The following is a 19,458-nucleotide window of genomic DNA, read 5'->3' as shown; positions in this document are numbered from 1 at the left end:
ATTTAGAACGTACGGACCTTCGGAGGAACGCTGTCCACCGTCAAAGGCTTGAGGTTGACGGGCTTGTAGTCGAGGCGGCTGCCTTCGCTGTACCACAGCGTGTGCTTGAGCCATTCCTTGTCGTTGCGGCCCAGCGGGAAATCGGCGTGGTCGGCGGGGTGCTCATAGTCGTACACGGTGTGTGCGCCACGGCACTCCTTGCGGGCTGCGGCCGACACCATGGTGGCCTGGGCCACTTCGATCAGGTTGTCCACTTCCAGCGCCTCGATGCGCGCGGTATTGAACACCTTGGACTTGTCCTTGAGCGTGACCCCAGCCACGCGGGTGCGGATTTCAGCGACTTTCTTGACGCCTTCGTCCATGCTGGCCTGGGTGCGGAACACGCCCGCGTGCTGCTGCATGGTGGAGCGGATGTCGCCGGCCAGGTTTTGCGCGTAGATACCGTCGCTGGACTTGTCGAGCTGGTTCAGGCGTTCCAGGGTGCGGTCGGCCGCATCCTTGGGCAGGGGCTTGTGCTCCTTGTTCTTGTTGTTGAACTCGACGATGTGGCGGCCAGCAGCCTTGCCGAACACCAGCAGGTCCAGCAGCGAGTTGGTGCCCAGGCGGTTGGCGCCGTGCACGCTCACGCAGGCGCATTCGCCCACGGCATAAAGACCGTTCACCACGGCGTTGTTGATGCCGTTGGCCTGGGTGATCACCTGGCCGTTGATGTTGGTGGGCACGCCGCCCATTTGGTAGTGGATGGTGGGCACCACGGGGATGTCTTCCTTGGTGATGTCCACGTTGGCGAAGTTGACACCAATTTCATACACCGACGGCAGGCGCTTGTGGATGGTGTCCGCACCCAGGTGGCTGAGCTTGAGCATCACATAGTCCTTGTTCGGACCACAGCCACGGCCTTCCTTGATTTCCTGGTCCATCGAACGCGAGACGAAATCGCGGGGTGCCAGATCCTTCAGGGTGGGCGCATAGCGCTCCATGAAGCGCTCTCCGTTGCTGTTGAGCAAGATGGCGCCTTCGCCGCGGCAGCCTTCGGTCAGCAGCACACCGGCACCGGCCACGCCAGTGGGGTGGAATTGCCAGAATTCCATGTCCTGCAGCGCAATGCCAGCACGTGCCGCCATGCCCAGGCCGTCACCGGTGTTGATGAAGGCGTTGGTGGATGCCGCGAAGATGCGCCCGGCACCGCCGGTGGCCAGCAGCACGGTCTTGGCTTCCAGGATGTACAGGTCGCCGGTTTCCATTTCCAGCGCTGTCACGCCGACCACGTCGCCCTCGGCATCGCGGATCAGGTCCAGGGCCATCCACTCGACGAAGAAGTTGGTCTTGGCCTTGACATTCTGCTGGTACAGCGTGTGCAGCATGGCGTGGCCGGTGCGGTCGGCGGCGGCGCAGGCGCGCTGCACGGGCTTTTCACCGTAGTTGGCGGTGTGGCCGCCAAAGGGGCGCTGGTAGATTGTGCCGTCAGGGTTGCGGTCGAACGGCATGCCGAAGTGTTCAAGCTCATACACCACCTTCGGTGCTTCGCGGCACATGAACTCGATGGCGTCCTGGTCGCCCAGCCAGTCGGAGCCCTTGATGGTGTCGTAGAAGTGGTAGTGCCAGTTGTCCTCGCTCATGTTGCCCAGCGAGGCCGAAACGCCGCCTTGTGCTGCCACAGTGTGGCTGCGGGTGGGGAACACCTTGGACAGCGAGGCCACGTTCAGGCCGGCGCGGGAGAGTTCAAGCGCGGCGCGCATGCCGGAGCCGCCGGCACCGATGATGACGACGTCAAATTTGCGCTTGGTAATGTTAGCGTTGGTGTAGCTCATTGTTTTTTGCCTTCAGTCGCGGGAATCAGAGACGCCACAGAACCTGGATGCCCCAGCCGGCACAGCCGACCAGCCAGACGATGGTGAAAATCTGCAGCACCAGGCGCAGGCCCACGGGCTGGATGTAATCCATGAAAATGTCGCGCACGCCCACCCAGACATGCCAGGCCAGTGCGACGATGATGGAGAAGGTCAGAACCTTCATCCACTGGGCAGAGAAAATGCCGGCCCACACGTCGTAGCCGATGGGGCCTTGGGTGAAGACCAGCTGCGCGAGCAGGGCGATGGTGAACAGGGCCATGAGGGCCGCGGTCACACGCTGGCTGAGCCAGTCACGCAGACCATAGTGGGCGCCCACAACGATGCGCTTGGAGCCGTAATTGACGGACATGGTGTTTTCCTTTGGTGCTTGCGCGGCCCCGCCCAAGGCGGAAACCGCTGTGTTACTCAATACAAACCGAACAGCTTCGCGCCCAGCACCAGCGTCAGCGCAATGCTGATCGCCAGCGTGGCAATGGCCGAAGTCTTGCCGAACTCCTTGGTCACGGCGTCGTGGCTGATGTCCATCCACAGATGGCGCAGACCTGCGGTGAAGTGGTGCAGATACGACCAGATCAGCGCCAGTGCCAGGAGCTTGAAGAACCAGCCGGGCACAAAGCCGACGCCAATATTGAAGACGGCCTTGAATTTCGCGAAAGAAAATTCGGACGACACGGACGTGTCAAACATCCAGAGGATGAACGGCAGCAGCAGGAACATGATCACGCCGCTGGCACGGTGCAGGATGGATACCCATGCTGCAGGTGCCATGCGGTAGGTGGTGAGGTCCTTGAAGGCGTTGATGTTGCGGAATTCAGGCCGTTTTTTGGCAAGCTCTGTCATGGCGGGGTGCTTTCGTGGATGTAACTACTTTGTAATTTGACGGTGCAAAGAACGCAAAATTCTATTGCAACGCAACAAGTGGGGTATTCCCCTGCTGCAATATTTTGATGTTTCTGTTCAAGTGCCAGCGTGTTGTCAGCTCAATTCATTGTGGTAGTGGTGGGTGTCGGTGCGGTAAAGGCCTCGTCGTAACTCCATGGGAACATCGTTGTAGGTGTAGGCGATGCGCTCTACGCTCAGCAGGGGGGTGCTGGCGGTGGTGTGCAAAAGCTGCGCCTGCTCGCCATCGGGCAGCACGGCACGGATTTTTTCTTCGGCCCGCACCATGCGCACGCCAAAGTCGAGTTCAAACATGGCATAGGTCGGGCCCTGGTAGGTGGCCATCTGCCCGGCCGTCAGGCCCTTGAAGGCCTGGCCGGGCAGCCAGATGTCTTCAAGAATGGTGGGCTCGCCCGCAAACGACAGGATGCGCCGCGCATGCACCACCGGGTCGCCGCTGCGCAGCGCCAGGGCGCGCGCCACATCGGCGCTGGCGCGCACGCGCCGGCATTCCAGCACGGTGCGTTGTGCCGGGCCTTCTTCGCGGGCGTCGCCGCTGTCGGGCAAGAGCTTCAGGAAGCGGTATTGCACATGCTGCTCGGCATGGGTGGCCACGAAAGTGCCCTTGCCCTGGCGGCGCACCACGAGGTTTTCGGCCGCCAGCTCGTCAATGGCCTTGCGCACCGTGCCCTGGCTCACGCGAAACCGCGCCGCCAGTTCCATTTCGCTGGGAATGGCTTCGCCAGGCTTCCATTCGCCCTGCTGCAGGCTCTGCAGGATCAGCGCCTTGATCTGCTGGTACAGCGGGCTGAATGCCGGTGTCGCCGCGCCCGCACCACCGAGAGGTGGCGCGGGCGCGTCAACGGGGAGCGGAAGCGAAGACATGGCGAAGAAAAATAGGGTGGAGCGGCTGCGCGAAGCAGTCTCGCGCGCTGATGGCTGGGCTCGATCATATCTTATATAAGACATAAGACAAATTGACCTGTCGCAGCAATCGGCGGTACACTCCAAGGCTGTTTTTGCGGGGCACGGGCTGCTGGTAACAGGCGCTGGTGCTTGCATTTCACCTATTCCTGTTTTCCCATTTCCTGGAGTTTTCACCATGAGCAAGAAGCCCGTCCGTGTTGCCGTTACCGGCGCTGCTGGTCAAATCGGTTACGCCCTGCTGTTCCGCATCGCCTCGGGCGAAATGCTGGGCAAGGACCAGCCCGTCATCCTGCAACTGCTTGAAGTGCCCGTGGAAGGCCCGCAAAAAGCGCTCAAGGGCGTGATGATGGAACTCGATGACTGCGCTTTCCCGCTGCTCGTGGAGATGACCGCCCACAGCGACCCGATGACCGCCTTCAAGGATGCCGACTACGCCCTGCTGGTGGGTTCGCGCCCCCGTGGCCCCGGCATGGAACGCGCCGAGCTGCTGGCCGTCAACGGCGCCATCTTCACCGCACAAGGCAAGGCCCTGAACGCCGTGGCCAGCCGCGATGTGAAGGTGCTGGTGGTGGGCAACCCCGCCAACACCAACGCCTACATCGCCATGAAGAGCGCGCCGGATCTGCCGCGCAAGAACTTCACCGCCATGCTGCGCCTGGACCACAACCGCGCCGCCAGCCAGATCGCTGCCAAGACCGGCAAGGCCGTGGCCGACATCGAAAAGCTGACCGTCTGGGGCAACCATTCGCCCACCATGTACGCCGACTACCGCTTCGCCACCATCAACGGCGAAAGCGTTGCCAAGATGATCAACGATCAGGAATGGAATGCCAACGTGTTCCTGCCCACGGTGGGCAAGCGCGGCGCGGCGATCATCGAAGCCCGTGGACTGTCGTCGGCTGCCTCGGCTGCCAACGCTGCCATCGACCACATGCGTGACTGGGCCCTGGGCACCAACGGCAAGTGGGTCACCATGGGTATTCCTTCGGACGGCCAGTACGGTATTCCCAAGGACACGATGTTCGGCTTCCCCGTCACCTGCGAAAACGGCGAGTACAAGATCGTTGAAGGCCTGGAAATCGACGCGTTCTCGCAAGAGCGCATCAACATCACGCTGGCCGAACTGCAAGGCGAGCAAGACGGCGTCAAGCACCTGCTCTGATGCCATGAGCGTTGTGCGCCGCGCAGAACCACCCTCGGGCAGTGCCTCCCTTCCCCAGGGCGGCGCAGCCTTTGGCGTGAACAGCGCGGGCGGGCGAGCCCACCCGCGCGAGGTGCTGCTAGGCGCCCAGGCGGCTTCCGCCACCTTGCCGGTGTGCGACCATTACAGCGGTGCCCCGGCACGCATGCGCAAGAGCCTGCAATTGCAGGCCCAGATGACCGAGGAGTTCGGCGCGTGCGTCTTTGACGTCACGCTCGATTGCGAAGACGGTGCCCCGGTGGGTGACGAAGCAGCGCACGCGGCCCTGGTGGCTGCCCTGGCGCGCGATGCCGCCCCGGCGGCGCGCGTGGGTGCGCGGGTGCACCCCGTGGACCACCCCGCATTTACCAACGATGTGGCCACCATTGCCGGGGAAGCCGGTCATCGGCTTACCCACATCATGCTGCCCAAGGTCGAGTCGGTGGATGACGTGATACAGGCCGAAAAAGCCCTGCAACGCGCATCGGCCGGGCATCTGCCCCTGCAGGTGCTGATCGAATCCCCGGCTGCGGTGCACCGAGCCTTCGAGATCGCCGCGCACCCGCTGGTGCAAAGCCTGAGCTTTGGGCTGATGGATTTTGTGTCGGCCCATGGCGGCGCCATTCCCGCATCGGCCATGACCTCGTCGGGGCAGTTCTCGCACCCGCTGGTGGTGCGTGCCAAGCTGGAAATCGCCTCCGCCTGCCATGCCCATGGCAAGGTGCCTTCGCACTGCGTAGTGACCGAATTCAGCGACATGGCGGCCATGCAGGCCGCAGCCAGCCGCGCTGCCCGCGAGTTTGGCTACACGCGCATGTGGAGCATCCACCCGGCGCAGATCCGACCCATCCTCGAGGCCTTTGCGCCCACGCAGGATGACATTGAAGTTGCATCAAAAATAATAGCTGCTGCCGCAGACGCTGATTGGGCTCCCATCAGTTTTGACGGCACCTTGCATGACCGTGCCAGTTACCGCTATTACTGGCAGTTGCTGGAGCGTGCGCACAGCACCGGGCGCACTTTGCCTGCGGCCGTGGGCCCGTGGTTCGCCCCTTCTGTGCCCCCTGTCCCTGAACAAGCCTGTCCCTGAACATTTACCTGCAGGATCTCTGATGAAAACCTTTATCGCCTCTGCCCTGATGCTGCTGGCGCCCGCCTTTGCGCTGGCCCAGACACCCGCACAGCCTGCAGCCAAACCGGCTGCCAAGGCAACCGCCAAGGCACCAGCCAAAGCCAAGACCGCCAAGACCGCCAAGGCAGAGCCTCCAAGCAGCCGCACCCAGCTCAGGTCTGCCACCGGTCAGGTGGCTGCGGGCATCATGGCCGCCGAGGCCGCACTTTCGCCTGCCGAATTGGCCATTGCCCAACGCGTGCATGTAGGCCGCATTGCCTGCGAGCTCGGTGCCCACGTCACCCTGAAAGCCGACCCCGCCTCGCCCGGCCACTTCGATGTGGAAGGCAAGGGCTTCAAGTACCGCATGGCGCCGGTTGAAACCTCCACCGGCGCGGTGCGTCTGGAAGACCAGAAGGGCGGCGCGGTCTGGCTGCAGATTGCCAACAAGTCCATGCTCATGGACCAAAAGCGCGGCCAGCGCCTGGCCGATGAATGCATGAGCCCCGAGCAAAACCTGGTGGCCGAATCCCTCAAGAAGAACCCGCCCCCCAGCGTGCTCGAACCCCTGCCCGTCGCCAAGCAATAACGATTGCGGTGCGCCCGGTTTCCGGCACGCACCTGACCCACTTTATAGAACGCAACCGGAGAAAATCGATGTTGAAAGCCTACCGTGACCATGTGGCCGAACGCGCCGCATTGGGCATTCCGCCCCTGCCTTTGAGCGCCAAGCAGACCAGCGAACTGATCGAGTTGCTGAAGAACCCGCCCGCAGGCGAGGAAGCAACCCTGCTTGATCTGATCACGCACCGCGTGCCCGCCGGCGTGGACGATGCCGCCAAGGTCAAGGCCAGCTACCTGGCCGCCGTGGCGCACGGTACCGAAAAATGCACGCTCATCAGCCGTGAAAAGGCCACCGAGTTGCTGGGCACCATGCTGGGCGGCTACAACCTCACGCCGCTGATCGACCTGCTCGACGACGCTGCCGTGGCCGCCGTGGCGGCCGAGGGCCTGAAGAAAACCCTGCTGATGTTCGACCAGTTCCATGACGTCAAGGAAAAGGCCGACCAGGGCAACACCTTCGCCAAGGCCGTGCTGCAAAGCTGGGCCGATGCCGAGTGGTTCACCAGCCGCCCTGAAGTGCCGCAAAGCATCCAGCTCACGGTGCTCAAGGTCACCGGCGAAACCAACACCGACGACCTGTCGCCCGCGCCCGACGCCTGGAGCCGCCCCGACATTCCGCTGCATGCGCTGGCCATGCTCAAGAACAAGCGCGACGGCATCACCCCTGAGGAAGACGGCAAGCGCGGCCCGGTGAAGTTCATCGAAGACCTGCGCGCCAAGGGCAGCCTCGTGGCCTACGTGGGTGACGTGGTGGGCACGGGTTCGAGCCGCAAGTCGGCCACCAACAGCGTGCTGTGGTTCACGGGCGAAGACATCCCCTTCGTGCCGAACAAGCGTTTCGGCGGCGTCTGCCTGGGCAGCAAGATCGCTCCCATCTTCTACAACACCATGGAAGACGCGGGCGCGCTGCCCATCGAACTCGACGTCAGCCAGATGAACATGGGCGACACCATCGAGCTGCGCCCCTACGAGGGCAAGGCCCTCAAGGATGGCAAGGTCATTGCCGAGTTCACCGTCAAGAGCGACGTGCTGTTCGACGAAGTGCGCGCCGGCGGCCGCATTCCGCTGATCATCGGCCGGGGCCTCACCACCAAGGCGCGCGAGGCGCTGGGCCTGCCCGTGAGCACGCTGTTCCGTCTGCCGCAAGTGCCCAAGGGCCACGGCAAGGGCTTCACGCTGGCGCAGAAGATGGTCGGCCGTGCCTGCGGCCTGCCAGAAGGCCAGGGCGTGCTGCCCGGCACCTATTGCGAGCCCAAGATGACCTCGGTGGGCTCCCAAGACACCACCGGCCCCATGACGCGCGACGAGCTGAAAGACCTGGCCTGCCTGGGTTTCAGCTCCGATCTGGTGATGCAGTCCTTCTGCCACACGGCCGCTTACCCCAAGCCCGTGGACGTGAAGATGCACCACGAACTGCCCGAGTTCATCAGCAACCGCGGCGGCATCTCGCTCAAGCCCGGCGACGGCATCATCCACAGCTGGCTCAACCGCATGCTGCTGCCCGACACCGTGGGCACCGGTGGCGACTCGCACACCCGCTTCCCCATCGGCATCAGCTTCCCCGCAGGTTCGGGCCTGGTGGCGTTTGCCGCGGCCACGGGCGTGATGCCGCTCGACATGCCGGAGTCGGTGCTGGTGCGCTTCAAGGGCCAGATGCAGCCCGGCGTGACGCTGCGTGACCTGGTGCACGCGATTCCGCTGTACGCCATCAAGGCCGGCCTGCTGACTGTGGAGAAAAAGGGCAAGAAGAACATCTTCTCGGGCCGTATCCTCGAAATCGAAGGTCTGCCCGACATGAAGGTCGAGCAGGCATTCGAGCTGTCCGACGCCTCGGCCGAGCGCTCTGCCGCCGGCTGCACCGTGCGCCTGAACAAGGAGCCGATCATCGAGTACATCAACTCGAACATCGTGCTGCTCAAGAACATGATTGCCCAGGGCTATGCCGACGCGCGCACCATCGGCCGCCGCATCCAGGCCATGGAAGCCTGGCTGGCCAAGCCCGAGCTGCTGGCACCCGATGCCGACGCCGAATACGCCGCCGTGATCGAGATCGACCTGGCCGAGATCACCGAGCCCATCGTCTGCTGCCCCAACGACCCCGACGACGCCAAGACGCTGTCGGACGTGGCTGGCGCCCCGATCGATGAAGTGTTCATTGGCTCGTGCATGACCAACATCGGCCACTTCCGCGCAGCTTCCAAGCTGCTCGAAGGCAAGAAGGACATCCCGGTCAAGCTGTGGATGGCCCCTCCCACCAAGATGGACGCGCACCAGCTCACCGAAGAGGGTCACTACGGCGTGTTCGGCGCCGCTGGTGCCCGCATGGAAATGCCGGGCTGCTCGCTGTGCATGGGCAACCAGGCGCAGGTGAAGGAAGGCGCCACCGTGATGTCCACCAGCACGCGCAATTTCCCCAACCGCCTGGGCAAAAACACCAACGTGTACCTGGGTTCTGCCGAACTGTCAGCCATCTGCTCCAAGCTGGGCCGCATCCCGAGCAAGGCCGAATACCTGGCCGACATGGGCGTGCTCAGCGCCAATGGCGACAAGATCTACAAGTACATGAACTTCGACCAGATCGCTGAGTACAAGGACGTGGCCGACGGCGTAGCCGCCTGAGCGATCAACGCCTTTCAAGGCTAAAAAAAGCCCGGTGCTCGCGAGAGCATCGGGCTTTTTGCTATTTGTTTAATAGCTAATAGCGCTTTCTGTATGAGCGCTAGAGGCTTATTTTCTCTAAATTGTGCCGGGTTCGAGCACGCGCGCTACCAATGCGCCTTCGGCCGGCGACGCCAGCGGAATGCGCGCGCAGCGGGGCGGCCGGCCACGGCGTCGTCAAATTTTCAATCCTGCGGGCGAAAACCGATTTCCAGCGTGGATGGAACGCGTCCGTCCACGTCGCGGGGCAGCGACTCGGTCTTGTCCAGTGCGCGCAGCACGGCGTCGTCCCAGGCCTTGTTGCCGCTGGACTGGATCAGCTTGGTGCCGACGATGGTGCCATCGGGCGCCGCGCGCACCTGCACCACCGCGCGCGGATTGCCGGCGATGGCATCGGGGTACACGATGTTGGGGCGGACCTTGGCTGCCACCTTGCCGCCATAGCTGCCCGAGGGGCCTGAATCACGCAGGGCCTTGCCGGTGGCGCTTTCGCCGCCCGTGGCGCCGGCCAGGCCTTGCATGCGGCGGATGTTTTCCTGGCGGCGGGCTTCGGCCGCCTTGGCATCGGCCTTGGCGAGGGCGTCCTGCTTGCGCTTGTCTTCCTGCGCCTGGCGTTTTTTGTCTTCGGCCTGTTGCTTTTGCTTTTCCAGCTTGTCCAGGCGTTCTTTCTCGCGCTCGGCTTTTTGCTGTTCGGCCTTTTCCTTTTGCAGGCGTTCCTTTTTCTCTTGCTCCAGGCGCTCGCGGCGCTCTTCTTCCTTGCGCTCGCGCTCGCGTTTCTCGCGTTCGAGCTGCTGCTGGCGCTCTTTCTTTTCTTTCTCCAGGCGTTTTTTCTCGCGCTCGATGGCAATGTCGGCTTCGCGGGTGTCGGGTTCTGCCTGCCGTGGAGGGGGCGGTGGGGGTGGCGGGGCCGGTGTGGGTGGGGGCGGCTCGGGCACCGGCTCGGGTGTGGGTGCCGGCGGTTCCACCGCCCTGGGGGCCGCCTGTTGTGCAACGGCCGACCACAGCTCGGCCTGCACGGCCGGCATGTCGGCGCTGCTTTTCCAGTTCACGCCCCAGGTCAGGGCCGCAATCAGGATGGCGTGTGCCAGCACGGCCAGCGCAATGGCGCGCAGGCGTGCCGGGGGGCGGGGCGGGGCAAACTGTTCGCGGTCGTCGTGGGCGTGCATGCGATTACGGTGGGGGCGGGGCGGCGCTCAGCCGCCGCTCTTGACTGCCAGTGCAACGCGGGCCACACCGGCCTGTTGCAGGGCCGACATGGCTTTCATGACCGATTCGTAGGAAACGTCCTTGTCGGCGCTGATGAGCACCGGCGTGTCCTCGGGCTGGTCCTTGAGCCAGTTTTTGGCCGTGGCGCCCAGGTTTTGCAGCGGCACCGGGCGCTCGTTGCCGTCGGCCTTGAAGCGCACGCTGCCGTCCTTTTCCACGATCACGTCGGCCCGGGTCTTGGGCACCTTGGCGCCCTTGCCGACAGAGGGAACATTGACCGAACTGGGCGTGAGCATGGGCGCCGTCACCATGAAGATGATGAGCAGCACTAGCATCACGTCGATGAAGGGCACCATGTTGATTTCGTTCATGGAGCGGCGGCGGCTGCCTGTGCGCGAGGCCATTGCGGGCATATCGGTCTCCCGGCTCAGTGGCCCGAGGGCGAGCCGGGGTGGGCGCCCAGGTTGCGCTGCAGGATGTTGGAGAACTCTTCGATGAAGGTCTCCTGGTGGTTGGCCACGCGGTCGATGTCGCGCGCAAAACGGTTGTAGGCGATCACGGCCGGGATGGCCGCGAACAGGCCCAGGGCCGTGGCCACCAGGGCTTCGGCGATGCCGGGCGCCACCGTGGCCAGCGTGACCTGCTCCATGCCGGCAAAGCCCGTGAAGGCGTGCATGATGCCCCACACCGTGCCGAACAGGCCCACGTAGGGGCTCACCGAGGCCACCGAGCCCAAAAAGGACAGGCTGGATTCGACCACGTCCATCTCGCGCTGAAAGCTGGCGCGCATGGCGCGGCGGGCGCCGTCGAGCAGCGTGCCGGGGTCGGTGATGCGGCGCTCGCGCAGCTTCTGGTGTTCGCGCATGCCGCTGGCGAAGATGCGTTCCATGGGCCCGGCGTTCTTGGCGTTTTGTGCGGCGCTGGCATACAGGTCGTTGAGGCTGGTGCCCGACCAGAAGTCGCGCTCGAAATCTTCGTTGAGTGCCTTGACGCGCTTCAAGGCAAACAGCTTGCGGAAGATGGCGGCCCAGCTGGCGACGGAGACGCCCAGCAGCAGCAGCATGACGAGTTGCACCACCCAGCTGGCTTGCAGCACCAGGGTGACGATGGACATGTCTTGGGAATTCATGAAAGTTGTTCCAGAAGGGTGCTCGGGATTCTTGCGGGGCGCATGCTGGCGGCGTCCACCCAGCCGATACGGATGGTGCCTTCGCTCAGCAAAACGCGCGGTTGATCGGTCAATTGCTCATTATTCAATAGCGCCTGCTGCACGATTGTCAAGGACGCGCGGCCTGCTTCCTGCAAATGGGCGGTAACAATGAGTGCATCGTCCAGGCGGGCCGGGCGCAGGTAGCGCAGGCGGGCATCGGTTACGACGAACATTCCGCCCGTTTGTTCCCGCAACTGCTGCTGGCCAATGCCCAGCGAGCGCAGCCACTCGGTGCGGGCGCGTTCAAAGAACTTCAGGTAGTTGGCATAAAACACGATGCCGCCGGCATCGGTGTCTTCCCAGTAGATGCGGATGGGGAACTCGAAGGGCATGGTTCAGCGTCCGCACGGCCGCCCGAAGGGCGCTGAGCGCCCCCTTGGGGGGCAGCGATACATGCAATGATGAGCGTGGGGGCCGTTCATTTCAGTTCAGCCCAGCAATCCGCGCAGGCGCGCCACCGATTCCTGCAGCTGCGCCATCGAATTGGCGGTGGAGAAGCGCACGAATCGCTGTGTCTCGGCTGTGCCGAAGTCGCGCCCCGGCGTCACGGCCACATGGGCGCGGCGCATCAGCTCGTAGGCAAAGTCCCAGCTGCCCTGCACGCCGAGCTTTTCGCAGGCGCTGGTGCAATCGGCCCAGGCATAAAAGGCGCCGTCGGGCATCACGGGCACGGCCAGGCCCAGGGCCTGCAGTTCGGGGATGAAGTAGTCGCGCCGGGCCTTGAACTCGGCGCGCCGGCGTTCGTATTCGGCGATGCTCTCGGGCTCGAAGCAGGCCATGGCCGCCAGTTGCGAGACGGTGCTGGCGCAGATGAACAGGTTTTGCGCCAGACGCTCGACCACCGGCACCATGGCATCGGGCACCACCATCCAGCCCAGGCGCCAGCCCGTCATGTTGAAGTATTTGCTGAAGCTGTTGATGCTGATGACGTTGTCGTCGATGGCCAGGGCCGTCTGGCCAAAGGCATCGTCGTATGAGAGGCCCAGATAGATCTCGTCGATCATCGTCACGCCGCCGCGCTCCTGCACCACGCCGTGGATGCGGCGCAGTTCATCGGGCGCAATCGACGTGCCCGTGGGGTTGGAGGGCGAGGCCAGCAGCACGCCGCGCGTCTTGCTGTTCCAGGCGGCCTGCACCTTGTCGGCGCTCAGCTGGTAGCGCTCGGCGGCGGTGGTGGGGATCAGCACGGCGTTGCCTTCGGCGGCGCTGACGAAATGCCGGTTGCACGGATAGCTCGGGTCGGGCATCAGCACTTCGTCGCCCGCCTCGATCAGCGCCAGGCAGGCCAGGTGCAGCGCCGCCGAAGCACCCGCCGTCACCACGATGCGCCGCGCCGGCACGTTGACGCCAAAGCGCTGCTGGTACCAGCCGCTGATGCGTTCGCGCAGGGGCTCGTAGCCCAGCGATTGCGTGTATTGCGTGGCGCCATCGCGCACGGCGCGCGCGGCGGCCTCCTGCACCAGCGGGGGCGCCGTGAAATCGGGCTCGCCAATGTTCAGAAAGATCATGGGCTGGCTGCTGCCGGCCACCTCGCGGGCCATGGCCTGTGCGGCCTTGGCGACTTCCATCACATAAAACGGATCAATGCGCTCGGCGCGCCGGGAAAACTTCATGGGGCGAGATCCTGCCCGCGTTGGGCGGGTGGTGGCGAAAAAGGCGGGCCGCAGGGCGGCCTGTAACGCTGGTTCAAGCGCTGGTCAAGGCGCTGGTTCAGGCGCCAGCGTCGGTGTGGGCGGGTGCGGCGGCGGGCGCTGCACCCTTGTCGGCCGCCACCTCGGCCGCGCGCAGGCGAGGCGCCAGGCCGTTGAGCACGGCATTCACATACTTGTGGCCGTCGGTGCCGCCAAATTCCTTGGCCAGTTCGATGCATTCGTTGAGCACCACGCGCCAGGGCACATCCAGGCAATGCTGGAACTCATACACGCCGATCCACATGGTGGCGTGCTCGATGGGCGAGATCTCGGCCATCTTGCGGTCAAGCAGCGGGGTGATCAGGGCATCGAGCTCGGCGGCCGTGTTGATGCAGCCGTGCAGCACGGCGTTGTAGTGCGCGGCGTCTGCCTTGTGAAAGCCGGCCAGATCGCGCGTGAACGCATCAATGGCCGTGGCCTCGTTGCGGCCCACGATGTGCTGGTACAGCGCCTGCAGCGCGAACTCGCGGGCGCGGCTGCGGTTGGATTTGGAGGCCGCCTTGCGCATGCCGTTGCTTTTGAGGCCGGTGCGGGCCTGCTTGGGGGGGCGTGCCGCCGTGGGCGCGGCGGGCGTGGTGGGTTCGCTCATGACAATTCTTCCAGCAGGTGGGCCATTTCCACCGCCACGTAGGCGGCATCACGGCCTTTTTCGGTCTGGCGCGCAATGGCCTGGTCCAGGTTTTCGGTGGTGAGGATGGCGTTCGCAATCGGCATTTGGTAGTCCAGCCCGATGCGCGTGACTGCGGCGCCCGATTCGTTGGCCACCAGTTCGAAATGGTAGGTTTCGCCGCGGATGATGCAGCCCAGCGCGATCAGCGCGTCGAACTCGTCGCGCTCGGCCAGGGCCTGCAGTGCCAGGGGCACTTCGAGGGCGCCGGGCACTCGCACATGGGTGATGTGCTTTTCCTGCACGCCCAGGTCCAGCAATGCACTGCGGCAGGCCTGGGCCAGCGCGTTGGTGATGCCTTCATTGAAGCGGGCCTGGACGATGCCGATGTGCAGTTTCGTGCCATCGAGCCTGTCTGCTGTGCCTTTGTCTGCGTCAAGCATGGTTTATTCCTTGGGGATGTAGCCGGTGATTTCGAGGCCGTAGCCCGCCATGCTGGGCATGCGCCGCGGCTGGCCCATGAGCTGCATCTTGGCAACGCCCACTTCGCGCAAAATCTGCGCGCCCACGCCGTAGGTGCGCAGGTCCATGCGGCCGCGCTCGGGCGCCTGCGCGGCACGCGCCGTGCCTTCAAATTGCTCCAGCAGCTGCGCGGCGCTTTCGCCACAGTTGAGCAGCACGGCCACGCCCTGGCCTTGGGCTGCGATGTAGTGCAGGCTGGTGTCCAGGCCCCACGAGTGCATGGAGCGGTTCACTTCCAGCGCATCCAGCACCGACAGCGGTTCGTGCACGCGCACGGGCACCACGTCGTCGGCGCCCCACTGGCCCTTGACCAGCGCCAGGTGCACGGCTCGGCTGGGCTTGTCGCGAAAGGCGTGGGCGGTGAACTCGCCATAGGCCGTGTGCAGCGTGCGCTGGCCCATCTTTTCGACCAGTGATTCGGTGCGGCTGCGGTGCTCGATCAGGTCGGCGATGGTGCCGATCTTGATGCCGTGTTCGGCTGCAAAAATCTGCAGGTCGGGCAGGCGCGCCATGGTGCCGTCGTCTTTCATGATCTCGCAGATCACGGCGGCGGGGCTGCAGCCGGCCATGGCCGACAGGTCGCATCCGGCCTCGGTGTGGCCCGCGCGCATGAGCACGCCGCCATCCACCGCTTGCAGCGGGAAGATGTGACCGGGCTGCACCAGGTCGCTGGCCTGGCTGCCCCGGGCCACTGCCACCTGGACGGTGCGCGCGCGGTCGGCGGCCGAGATGCCGGTGGTCACGCCCTCGGCGGCCTCGATGGAGACCGTGAAGGCCGTGCTGTACGCGGCGCCGTTGCGCGTGGCCATGGGCGGCAGCTTGAGGTGTTCGCAGCGTTCGCGCGTGAGCGTCAGGCAGATCAGGCCGCGGCCAAAGCGCGCCATGAAATTGATGGCCTCGGGCGTGACATGGTCGGCCGCCAGCACCAGGTCGCCTTCGTTTTCACGGTCTTCTTCGTCCACCAGGATGACCATGCGGCCGGCGCGCATCTCGGCCACGATGTCTTGCACCGGCGAAATGGGCGCGGGGGTGAGGGGGGTGTTCATGGGAGGGCTTTCGTTGGGGGCCGCAGTGAGCGGTCGGGCTGCAGCGCAGGTTCCCGAGGCCAGACGGCTGTGCAGGCCTGCCAGGCCCGCCCCAAAGAACATGCGATGCGGCGCGGCCGCACGGTGCAGAGATCGGCGCGGTGCGCAGAACTCCAAAGCAGGCGATTTTAGTTCAGGCCGGGCCGGCCTGCCGGCGTTTCTGCAAGTTCAGGCCATTGCCGCGCAATACCGCGTTCAGGCCTGCAGCTCGACATCGCTCACGGGATAGGCCACGCAGGGCAGCACGCAGCCCTCGGCCATTTCTTCGGACGACAGCCCCGGCCACTCGATCTCGTAGCGCACGCTGCCCTGGCGCAGTTGCCCGAGGCAGGTGCGGCAGGTGCCGTTGCGGCACGAGCTGGGCCAGTCGATGCCGCCTTGCTCCAGCGAGACCAGCAGCGGCTGGTCGGGCCAGGCATCGCACTGCGCGCCGTCGGGTGCGACGCGGGCGATGAAAAAAGGCGCGGTCATGGGGGAAAGGGAGGAGTCGCTCATGGTTCCAAGGGTGGTCAGTGGCTGGGAGCGGTGCGTTGCCACACCAGCAGCAGGTTGTTGGCGGGCAGCGCGTGGCGTGCGGCCAGGCACAGGCCGGCGCGTTGCGCTTCACGCGCCACGTCGCCGAGTGCACGGATGCCCCAGGCCGGGTTTTGGGCGCGCAGGCTGGCATCGAACGCCAGGTTGCCGGGGGCCGTGGGCACATCGTCCTCAAGGTAGGGCCCGTAGGTGACGAGGTGCCCCGTGGGCGCCAGGTGCCTTGCGGCGCCCTGCATCAGACCGGCGCAGCACTCCCAGGGCGCGATGTGCAGCATGTTGGCGCAGTAGATGAGGTCAAAAGGGGCCGTGAATGCGGGGCCCGTGCCGGGCCAGCGGTCTGACAGCACGTTTAGCAGCAGCGGCGGCAGCACGTTGGTCGCGCCCGCGTCGGCGCTCCAGGCGGCCATCGAGACGAAACCCTGGGCCTCCACATCGGTGGGCTGCCAGGTCCAGCCGGGCAAGGCCGCGCCAAAGCAGGCTGCGTGCTGGCCGGTGCCGCTGGCAATCTCCAGCGCCGCGCCGCGCTCGGGCAGCAAGGCCTGTAGCACCGCCAGGATGGGGCCGCTGTTGCGCGCGGCGGCTGGGCTGTGGGCGCGGGCGTCGAAAGGCATGATTTTTGATAAAAAATGGCATTAGCGCTTACTGGTAAAGCGCTGATAGCTATAAAAAGATGAGTATCTTGCGCAACCCGCCTGGCACGGTGAGTGTGCCTAAAAATTGGGCGATGCGATGGATTCCGTTACCAATCAATGACTTGGAACTGTCATACAGGGCTTGTCAAAAGTTATCCACAAGATTGTCCAGTGCGGGCTGGGATAAGCCGGTGCCAAGCGGATCTGTGCTGCCTAAAAAACAGGCGGCGCAGAGGATTCCTTTGCAAATCAAGCACTTGGCGCTGCCATACAGGGCTTGTCAAAACTTATCCACATGATTGTCCAGCGCGGGCAGGGATAACTGGTGCGGCTTGAATGCGGCTTGAATGTGGCTCAGGCGGTCACTTTGACGTCTTTCCAGAACGCAACGCGGCCGCGAATCTCTTCGGCCTCGGGCTTGGGATTGGCATAGAACCAGGCCGCGTCGGTGTTCATCTCGCCATCGACCAGCAGCGACAGGTAGCTGGCCTGCCCTTTCCATGCGCAGCTGGTCTTGTGGTTGCTGAAGGTGAAGTACTCGCGCTTGAGCGCGCTCTCGGGAAAGTAATGGTTGCCTTCGACCACCACGGTGTCGTCGCTCTCGGCAACCACCACGCCGTTCCAGCTGGCTTTCATGGGTATCCTTTATGCAGTAAAAATGGGCGCTAGCGCTTATGGGATAAGCACTGGTAGCTATCAATTCAATAGTTTGTTCCGCTAGGCGTGCAAGGCCCGGGTGGTGCGGCTGCGCAACCCTGCGCCACCGACGCATTTTCGTGCGTCAGTCAAACAGCGCGTCAAAGCCCGCTTCCGGGGTGAAGCGGCGCTCGCGGTAATGCAGCCGGGTGGGGCCGGGCAGGGCGCGCTCGCGCACGGGGTGCATGGCATCGCCGGGGTAGCAGATCACGCGTACGCCTTCGTGGTCGAACGGCTCGGGCAGGATGAGGGGCGGGCGCTGGCTGCGCGCGGCGGCCAGCACGCTGGCCACGCTGGCGTGGCGCGCCAGATGGGCCAGGCTCATGATTTGGGGTGGGGCCAGGTCGATGCGGCCATCGCGGTATTGCTCCAGCGCCGTGCGCGGCGTCAGCCACACGCTGTCGGTGGTTTCCTCGTCGTCGTGCCGTGCGGTCTGGTCGGCGGGTGCCTGGGCGACAAAAAAGCGCGTGTCAAAGCGGCGGGTGCCCATGGTGGGTGCCAGCGGCGTGATCCAGCGCGACCAGGGCGCAAGCTGGCGGGTTTGCAGGCGCAACTGCAGTGCGGCCAGCACCTGAGTAAACGGCTGGCCTGCGCGCAGCATGGCGCGGGCGCGGGTGGCATCCACCGGGGCAGTGCCGCCCAGGGGCTCGGCCAGCAACAGGCCGCATTCCTCCAGCGCTTCGCGCAGCGCGGCCACATGCAGGCCGGCGGCGGTGGCGGGGTCGGTGCCGGGTTCGTTCGGGCGCTCGTGCAGCGCGGCGTGCGGCTGGTCGAGGTGGGCGATGGTATCCAGGGTGGAGTCTTCGGCATCGAGCTTGCCGCCGGGAAACACATACACCCCGGCCATGTTCGATGCCTTGGCGTGGCGGCGCAGCAGCAGCACCTCGGGGCCGGCAGCGGCGTCGCGCAGCAGTACCACGGTGGCGGCTGCGCGGGGCGTTTCGGAATCAACGGGTGCGGCAGGCTGCATGGGGGCTTTCGTGGGAGAGCGGGCAGTCTCGCAATGGACTGGCGGGGCGCTCTTGGTGGCGTAGAGTGCTGCAGTATTTTCCACATTCATCACAACACAGGGGAGTGATTTCAGCATGGCGATTGATTTCAAAGGCCGCGTGGCCATCGTGACGGGCGCCGGCGGCGGCCTGGGCCGCCAGCATGCGCTGGCGCTGGCGGCGCGCGGCGCCAAGGTGCTGGTCAACGACCTGGGCAGCGGTGTGCATGGCGAGGGCGGATCGGTCAGCCCGGCGCAGGCGGTGGTCGATGAAATCCGCGCCGCCGGCGGCGAGGCGCTGGCCAATGGCGCCTCGGTCACCGACTTTGCGGCGGTTGAAGCCATGGTGCAGCAGGCCATCGCCGCCTGGGGCCGGGTGGACATTCTGGTGAACAACGCGGGCATCCTGCGCGACAAGAGCTTTGCCAAGATGGACATGGCGGACTTTCGCCTGGTGGTGGACGTGCACCTCATGGGCGCCGCCCACTGCTGCAAGGCCGTGTGGCCGCACATGGTGGCGCAGGAATATGGCCGCATCGTCATGACGACTTCGTCCACCGGCCTGTATGGCAACTTTGGCCAGGCCAACTACGGCGCGGCCAAGCTGGCGCAGGTGGGCCTGATGCAGACGCTGGCCATTGAAGGTGCCAAGCACCATATTCATGTGAACGCCCTGGCGCCCACGGCCGCCACCCGCATGACCGAGGGCCTGATGCCCGAGGAGGTGCTGGCCGCCCTGAAGCCCGAGGCCGTGGTGCCCGCCATGCTGGTGCTGGCGCACGAGAGCGCGCCCACGCGCACCATTTTGTGCGCGGGCGCCGGCACCTTCGAGGCGGCGCACATCACGCTCACGCAGGGCATTCACCTGGGCTTGGGCGCCGATGTGCCCGAGCAGCTGGCCGCGCGCCTGACCGAGGCGTGCGACCGCACCGGCGAGCAGATACCACAAAGCGGCGCCGCCCAGGGCAGCAACGAAGTGGGCAAGGCCATGGCGGCAAGGGTTTGATGCAAGGTCAGGCGGGTGTTGCTGCGCCGTGCTAAGTTCCGGGCCGACC

General features: G+C 64.9%; 21 protein-coding genes. 5 read left to right on the top strand and 16 right to left on the bottom strand.

All coding sequences use genetic code 11. The features are described from left to right. Nucleotides 1–2: 2 nt before the first annotated feature. From sdhA to CCX87_RS12755, 4 genes are all read right to left on the bottom strand, one after another. Nucleotides 3–1,811, bottom strand: coding sequence for a succinate dehydrogenase flavoprotein subunit (gene sdhA, locus CCX87_RS12770; RefSeq protein ID WP_087746764.1), 1,809 nt, complete (start codon nt 1,809–1,811; stop codon nt 3–5). Between the two features lie 25 nt (nt 1,812–1,836). Then, entirely contained in the window at nt 1,837–2,202 is a 366-nt protein-coding gene (sdhD, locus tag CCX87_RS12765) for a succinate dehydrogenase, hydrophobic membrane anchor protein (RefSeq protein WP_087748318.1), read from the bottom strand. 56 nt (nt 2,203–2,258) lie between these two features. Further along, nucleotides 2,259–2,693, bottom strand: coding sequence for a succinate dehydrogenase, cytochrome b556 subunit (gene sdhC, locus CCX87_RS12760; protein ID WP_087746761.1), 435 nt, complete (start codon nt 2,691–2,693; stop codon nt 2,259–2,261). Nucleotides 2,694–2,828: 135 nt separating this feature from the next. After that, nucleotides 2,829–3,617, bottom strand: coding sequence for a GntR family transcriptional regulator (locus CCX87_RS12755; RefSeq protein WP_087746758.1), 789 nt, complete (start codon nt 3,615–3,617; stop codon nt 2,829–2,831). A gap of 217 nt (nt 3,618–3,834) precedes the next feature. Between CCX87_RS12755 and CCX87_RS12750 the strand changes: the two genes are divergently transcribed. The 4 genes from CCX87_RS12750 (at nt 3,835) to acnB (ending at nt 9,193) form a co-directional block, all read left to right on the top strand. Continuing rightward, nucleotides 3,835–4,821, top strand: a complete 987-nt coding sequence (locus tag CCX87_RS12750; RefSeq protein ID WP_087746756.1) for a malate dehydrogenase — start codon at nt 3,835–3,837, stop codon at nt 4,819–4,821. 4 nt (nt 4,822–4,825) lie between these two features. After that, nucleotides 4,826–5,929, top strand: a complete 1,104-nt coding sequence (locus tag CCX87_RS12745; RefSeq protein ID WP_087746754.1) for an HpcH/HpaI aldolase/citrate lyase family protein — start codon at nt 4,826–4,828, stop codon at nt 5,927–5,929. Nucleotides 5,930–5,951: 22 nt separating this feature from the next. Then, the gene (locus CCX87_RS12740) at nt 5,952–6,539 is read left to right on the top strand and encodes a hypothetical protein (RefSeq protein ID WP_087746752.1); all 588 of its coding nucleotides are present in this window, start codon (nt 5,952–5,954) and stop codon (nt 6,537–6,539) included. 68 nt (nt 6,540–6,607) lie between these two features. Next, entirely contained in the window at nt 6,608–9,193 is a 2,586-nt protein-coding gene (gene acnB / locus CCX87_RS12735; RefSeq protein WP_087746750.1) for a bifunctional aconitate hydratase 2/2-methylisocitrate dehydratase, read from the top strand. 224 nt (nt 9,194–9,417) lie between these two features. On the opposite strand, the gene tolA is transcribed toward acnB, so the two are convergent. The 12 genes from tolA to CCX87_RS12675 form a co-directional block, all read right to left on the bottom strand. Continuing rightward, entirely contained in the window at nt 9,418–10,398 is a 981-nt protein-coding gene (tolA, locus tag CCX87_RS12730) for a cell envelope integrity protein TolA (RefSeq protein WP_087746747.1), read from the bottom strand. Between the two features lie 27 nt (nt 10,399–10,425). After that, a complete protein-coding gene (locus CCX87_RS12725; RefSeq protein WP_087746745.1) occupies nt 10,426–10,851 on the bottom strand; it encodes an ExbD/TolR family protein in 426 nt (141 codons plus the stop codon). Between the two features lie 14 nt (nt 10,852–10,865). Beyond that, entirely contained in the window at nt 10,866–11,567 is a 702-nt protein-coding gene (gene tolQ, locus CCX87_RS12720; protein WP_087746743.1) for a protein TolQ, read from the bottom strand. Next, a complete protein-coding gene (gene ybgC, locus CCX87_RS12715; RefSeq protein ID WP_087746741.1) occupies nt 11,564–11,980 on the bottom strand; it encodes a tol-pal system-associated acyl-CoA thioesterase in 417 nt (138 codons plus the stop codon). Before ybgC ends, tolQ begins: the two co-directional genes overlap by 4 nt. 96 nt (nt 11,981–12,076) lie before the next feature. Further along, nucleotides 12,077–13,261, bottom strand: coding sequence for a pyridoxal phosphate-dependent aminotransferase (locus CCX87_RS12710; protein ID WP_087746739.1), 1,185 nt, complete (start codon nt 13,259–13,261; stop codon nt 12,077–12,079). Nucleotides 13,262–13,358: 97 nt separating this feature from the next. Continuing rightward, a complete protein-coding gene (gene nusB / locus CCX87_RS12705) occupies nt 13,359–13,928 on the bottom strand; it encodes a transcription antitermination factor NusB (RefSeq protein WP_087746737.1) in 570 nt (189 codons plus the stop codon). Then, nucleotides 13,925–14,389, bottom strand: coding sequence for a 6,7-dimethyl-8-ribityllumazine synthase (gene ribH, locus CCX87_RS12700; RefSeq protein WP_087746736.1), 465 nt, complete (start codon nt 14,387–14,389; stop codon nt 13,925–13,927). Before ribH ends, nusB begins: the two co-directional genes overlap by 4 nt. A 3-nt stretch (nt 14,390–14,392) precedes the next feature. Further along, the gene (ribBA, locus tag CCX87_RS12695) at nt 14,393–15,514 is read right to left on the bottom strand and encodes a bifunctional 3,4-dihydroxy-2-butanone-4-phosphate synthase/GTP cyclohydrolase II (RefSeq protein ID WP_087748317.1); all 1,122 of its coding nucleotides are present in this window, start codon (nt 15,512–15,514) and stop codon (nt 14,393–14,395) included. A gap of 234 nt (nt 15,515–15,748) precedes the next feature. Continuing rightward, the gene (locus tag CCX87_RS12690; protein ID WP_232476391.1) at nt 15,749–16,024 is read right to left on the bottom strand and encodes a 2Fe-2S iron-sulfur cluster-binding protein; all 276 of its coding nucleotides are present in this window, start codon (nt 16,022–16,024) and stop codon (nt 15,749–15,751) included. Between the two features lie 38 nt (nt 16,025–16,062). Beyond that, nucleotides 16,063–16,698, bottom strand: coding sequence for a DUF938 domain-containing protein (locus tag CCX87_RS12685; protein WP_087746731.1), 636 nt, complete (start codon nt 16,696–16,698; stop codon nt 16,063–16,065). A 375-nt stretch (nt 16,699–17,073) separates the two neighbouring features. Next, nucleotides 17,074–17,355, bottom strand: a complete 282-nt coding sequence (locus CCX87_RS12680; RefSeq protein ID WP_087746729.1) for a DUF427 domain-containing protein — start codon at nt 17,353–17,355, stop codon at nt 17,074–17,076. Between the two features lie 145 nt (nt 17,356–17,500). Next, entirely contained in the window at nt 17,501–18,385 is an 885-nt protein-coding gene (locus CCX87_RS12675; RefSeq protein ID WP_087746727.1) for an NUDIX hydrolase, read from the bottom strand. 115 nt (nt 18,386–18,500) lie between these two features. On the opposite strand from CCX87_RS12675, the gene CCX87_RS12670 reads away from it, so the two are divergent. Further along, a complete protein-coding gene (locus CCX87_RS12670) occupies nt 18,501–19,409 on the top strand; it encodes an SDR family NAD(P)-dependent oxidoreductase (RefSeq protein ID WP_087746725.1) in 909 nt (302 codons plus the stop codon). Nucleotides 19,410–19,458 lie beyond the last annotated feature (49 nt).

Origin of the sequence: Acidovorax sp. T1 (assembly GCF_002176815.1) — a bacterium.
GTDB lineage: Bacteria > Pseudomonadota > Gammaproteobacteria > Burkholderiales > Burkholderiaceae_C > Acidovorax.
Note: the sequence above shows the minus strand (reverse complement) of the source record. Positions and strands in the feature narration are given on the sequence as shown.

Excerpts from the sequence above, each read along its gene's own strand:
- sdhA (WP_087746764.1), bottom strand. The coding sequence starts at position 1,811 with ATGAGCTACACCAACGCTAACATTACCAAGCGCAAATTTGACGTCGTC.
- sdhD (WP_087748318.1), bottom strand. The coding sequence starts at position 2,202 with ATGTCCGTCAATTACGGCTCCAAGCGCATCGTTGTGGGCGCCCACTAT.
- sdhC (WP_087746761.1), bottom strand. The coding sequence starts at position 2,693 with ATGACAGAGCTTGCCAAAAAACGGCCTGAATTCCGCAACATCAACGCC.
- CCX87_RS12755 (WP_087746758.1), bottom strand. The coding sequence starts at position 3,617 with ATGTCTTCGCTTCCGCTCCCCGTTGACGCGCCCGCGCCACCTCTCGGT.
- CCX87_RS12750 (WP_087746756.1), top strand. The coding sequence starts at position 3,835 with ATGAGCAAGAAGCCCGTCCGTGTTGCCGTTACCGGCGCTGCTGGTCAA.
- CCX87_RS12745 (WP_087746754.1), top strand. The coding sequence starts at position 4,826 with ATGAGCGTTGTGCGCCGCGCAGAACCACCCTCGGGCAGTGCCTCCCTT.
- CCX87_RS12740 (WP_087746752.1), top strand. The coding sequence starts at position 5,952 with ATGAAAACCTTTATCGCCTCTGCCCTGATGCTGCTGGCGCCCGCCTTT.
- acnB (WP_087746750.1), top strand. The coding sequence starts at position 6,608 with ATGTTGAAAGCCTACCGTGACCATGTGGCCGAACGCGCCGCATTGGGC.
- tolA (WP_087746747.1), bottom strand. The coding sequence starts at position 10,398 with ATGCACGCCCACGACGACCGCGAACAGTTTGCCCCGCCCCGCCCCCCG.
- CCX87_RS12725 (WP_087746745.1), bottom strand. The coding sequence starts at position 10,851 with ATGCCCGCAATGGCCTCGCGCACAGGCAGCCGCCGCCGCTCCATGAAC.
- tolQ (WP_087746743.1), bottom strand. The coding sequence starts at position 11,567 with ATGAATTCCCAAGACATGTCCATCGTCACCCTGGTGCTGCAAGCCAGC.
- ybgC (WP_087746741.1), bottom strand. The coding sequence starts at position 11,980 with ATGCCCTTCGAGTTCCCCATCCGCATCTACTGGGAAGACACCGATGCC.
- CCX87_RS12710 (WP_087746739.1), bottom strand. The coding sequence starts at position 13,261 with ATGAAGTTTTCCCGGCGCGCCGAGCGCATTGATCCGTTTTATGTGATG.
- nusB (WP_087746737.1), bottom strand. The coding sequence starts at position 13,928 with ATGAGCGAACCCACCACGCCCGCCGCGCCCACGGCGGCACGCCCCCCC.
- ribH (WP_087746736.1), bottom strand. The coding sequence starts at position 14,389 with ATGCTTGACGCAGACAAAGGCACAGCAGACAGGCTCGATGGCACGAAA.
- ribBA (WP_087748317.1), bottom strand. The coding sequence starts at position 15,514 with ATGAACACCCCCCTCACCCCCGCGCCCATTTCGCCGGTGCAAGACATC.
- CCX87_RS12690 (WP_232476391.1), bottom strand. The coding sequence starts at position 16,024 with ATGACCGCGCCTTTTTTCATCGCCCGCGTCGCACCCGACGGCGCGCAG.
- CCX87_RS12685 (WP_087746731.1), bottom strand. The coding sequence starts at position 16,698 with ATGCCTTTCGACGCCCGCGCCCACAGCCCAGCCGCCGCGCGCAACAGC.
- CCX87_RS12680 (WP_087746729.1), bottom strand. The coding sequence starts at position 17,355 with ATGAAAGCCAGCTGGAACGGCGTGGTGGTTGCCGAGAGCGACGACACC.
- CCX87_RS12675 (WP_087746727.1), bottom strand. The coding sequence starts at position 18,385 with ATGCAGCCTGCCGCACCCGTTGATTCCGAAACGCCCCGCGCAGCCGCC.
- CCX87_RS12670 (WP_087746725.1), top strand. The coding sequence starts at position 18,501 with ATGGCGATTGATTTCAAAGGCCGCGTGGCCATCGTGACGGGCGCCGGC.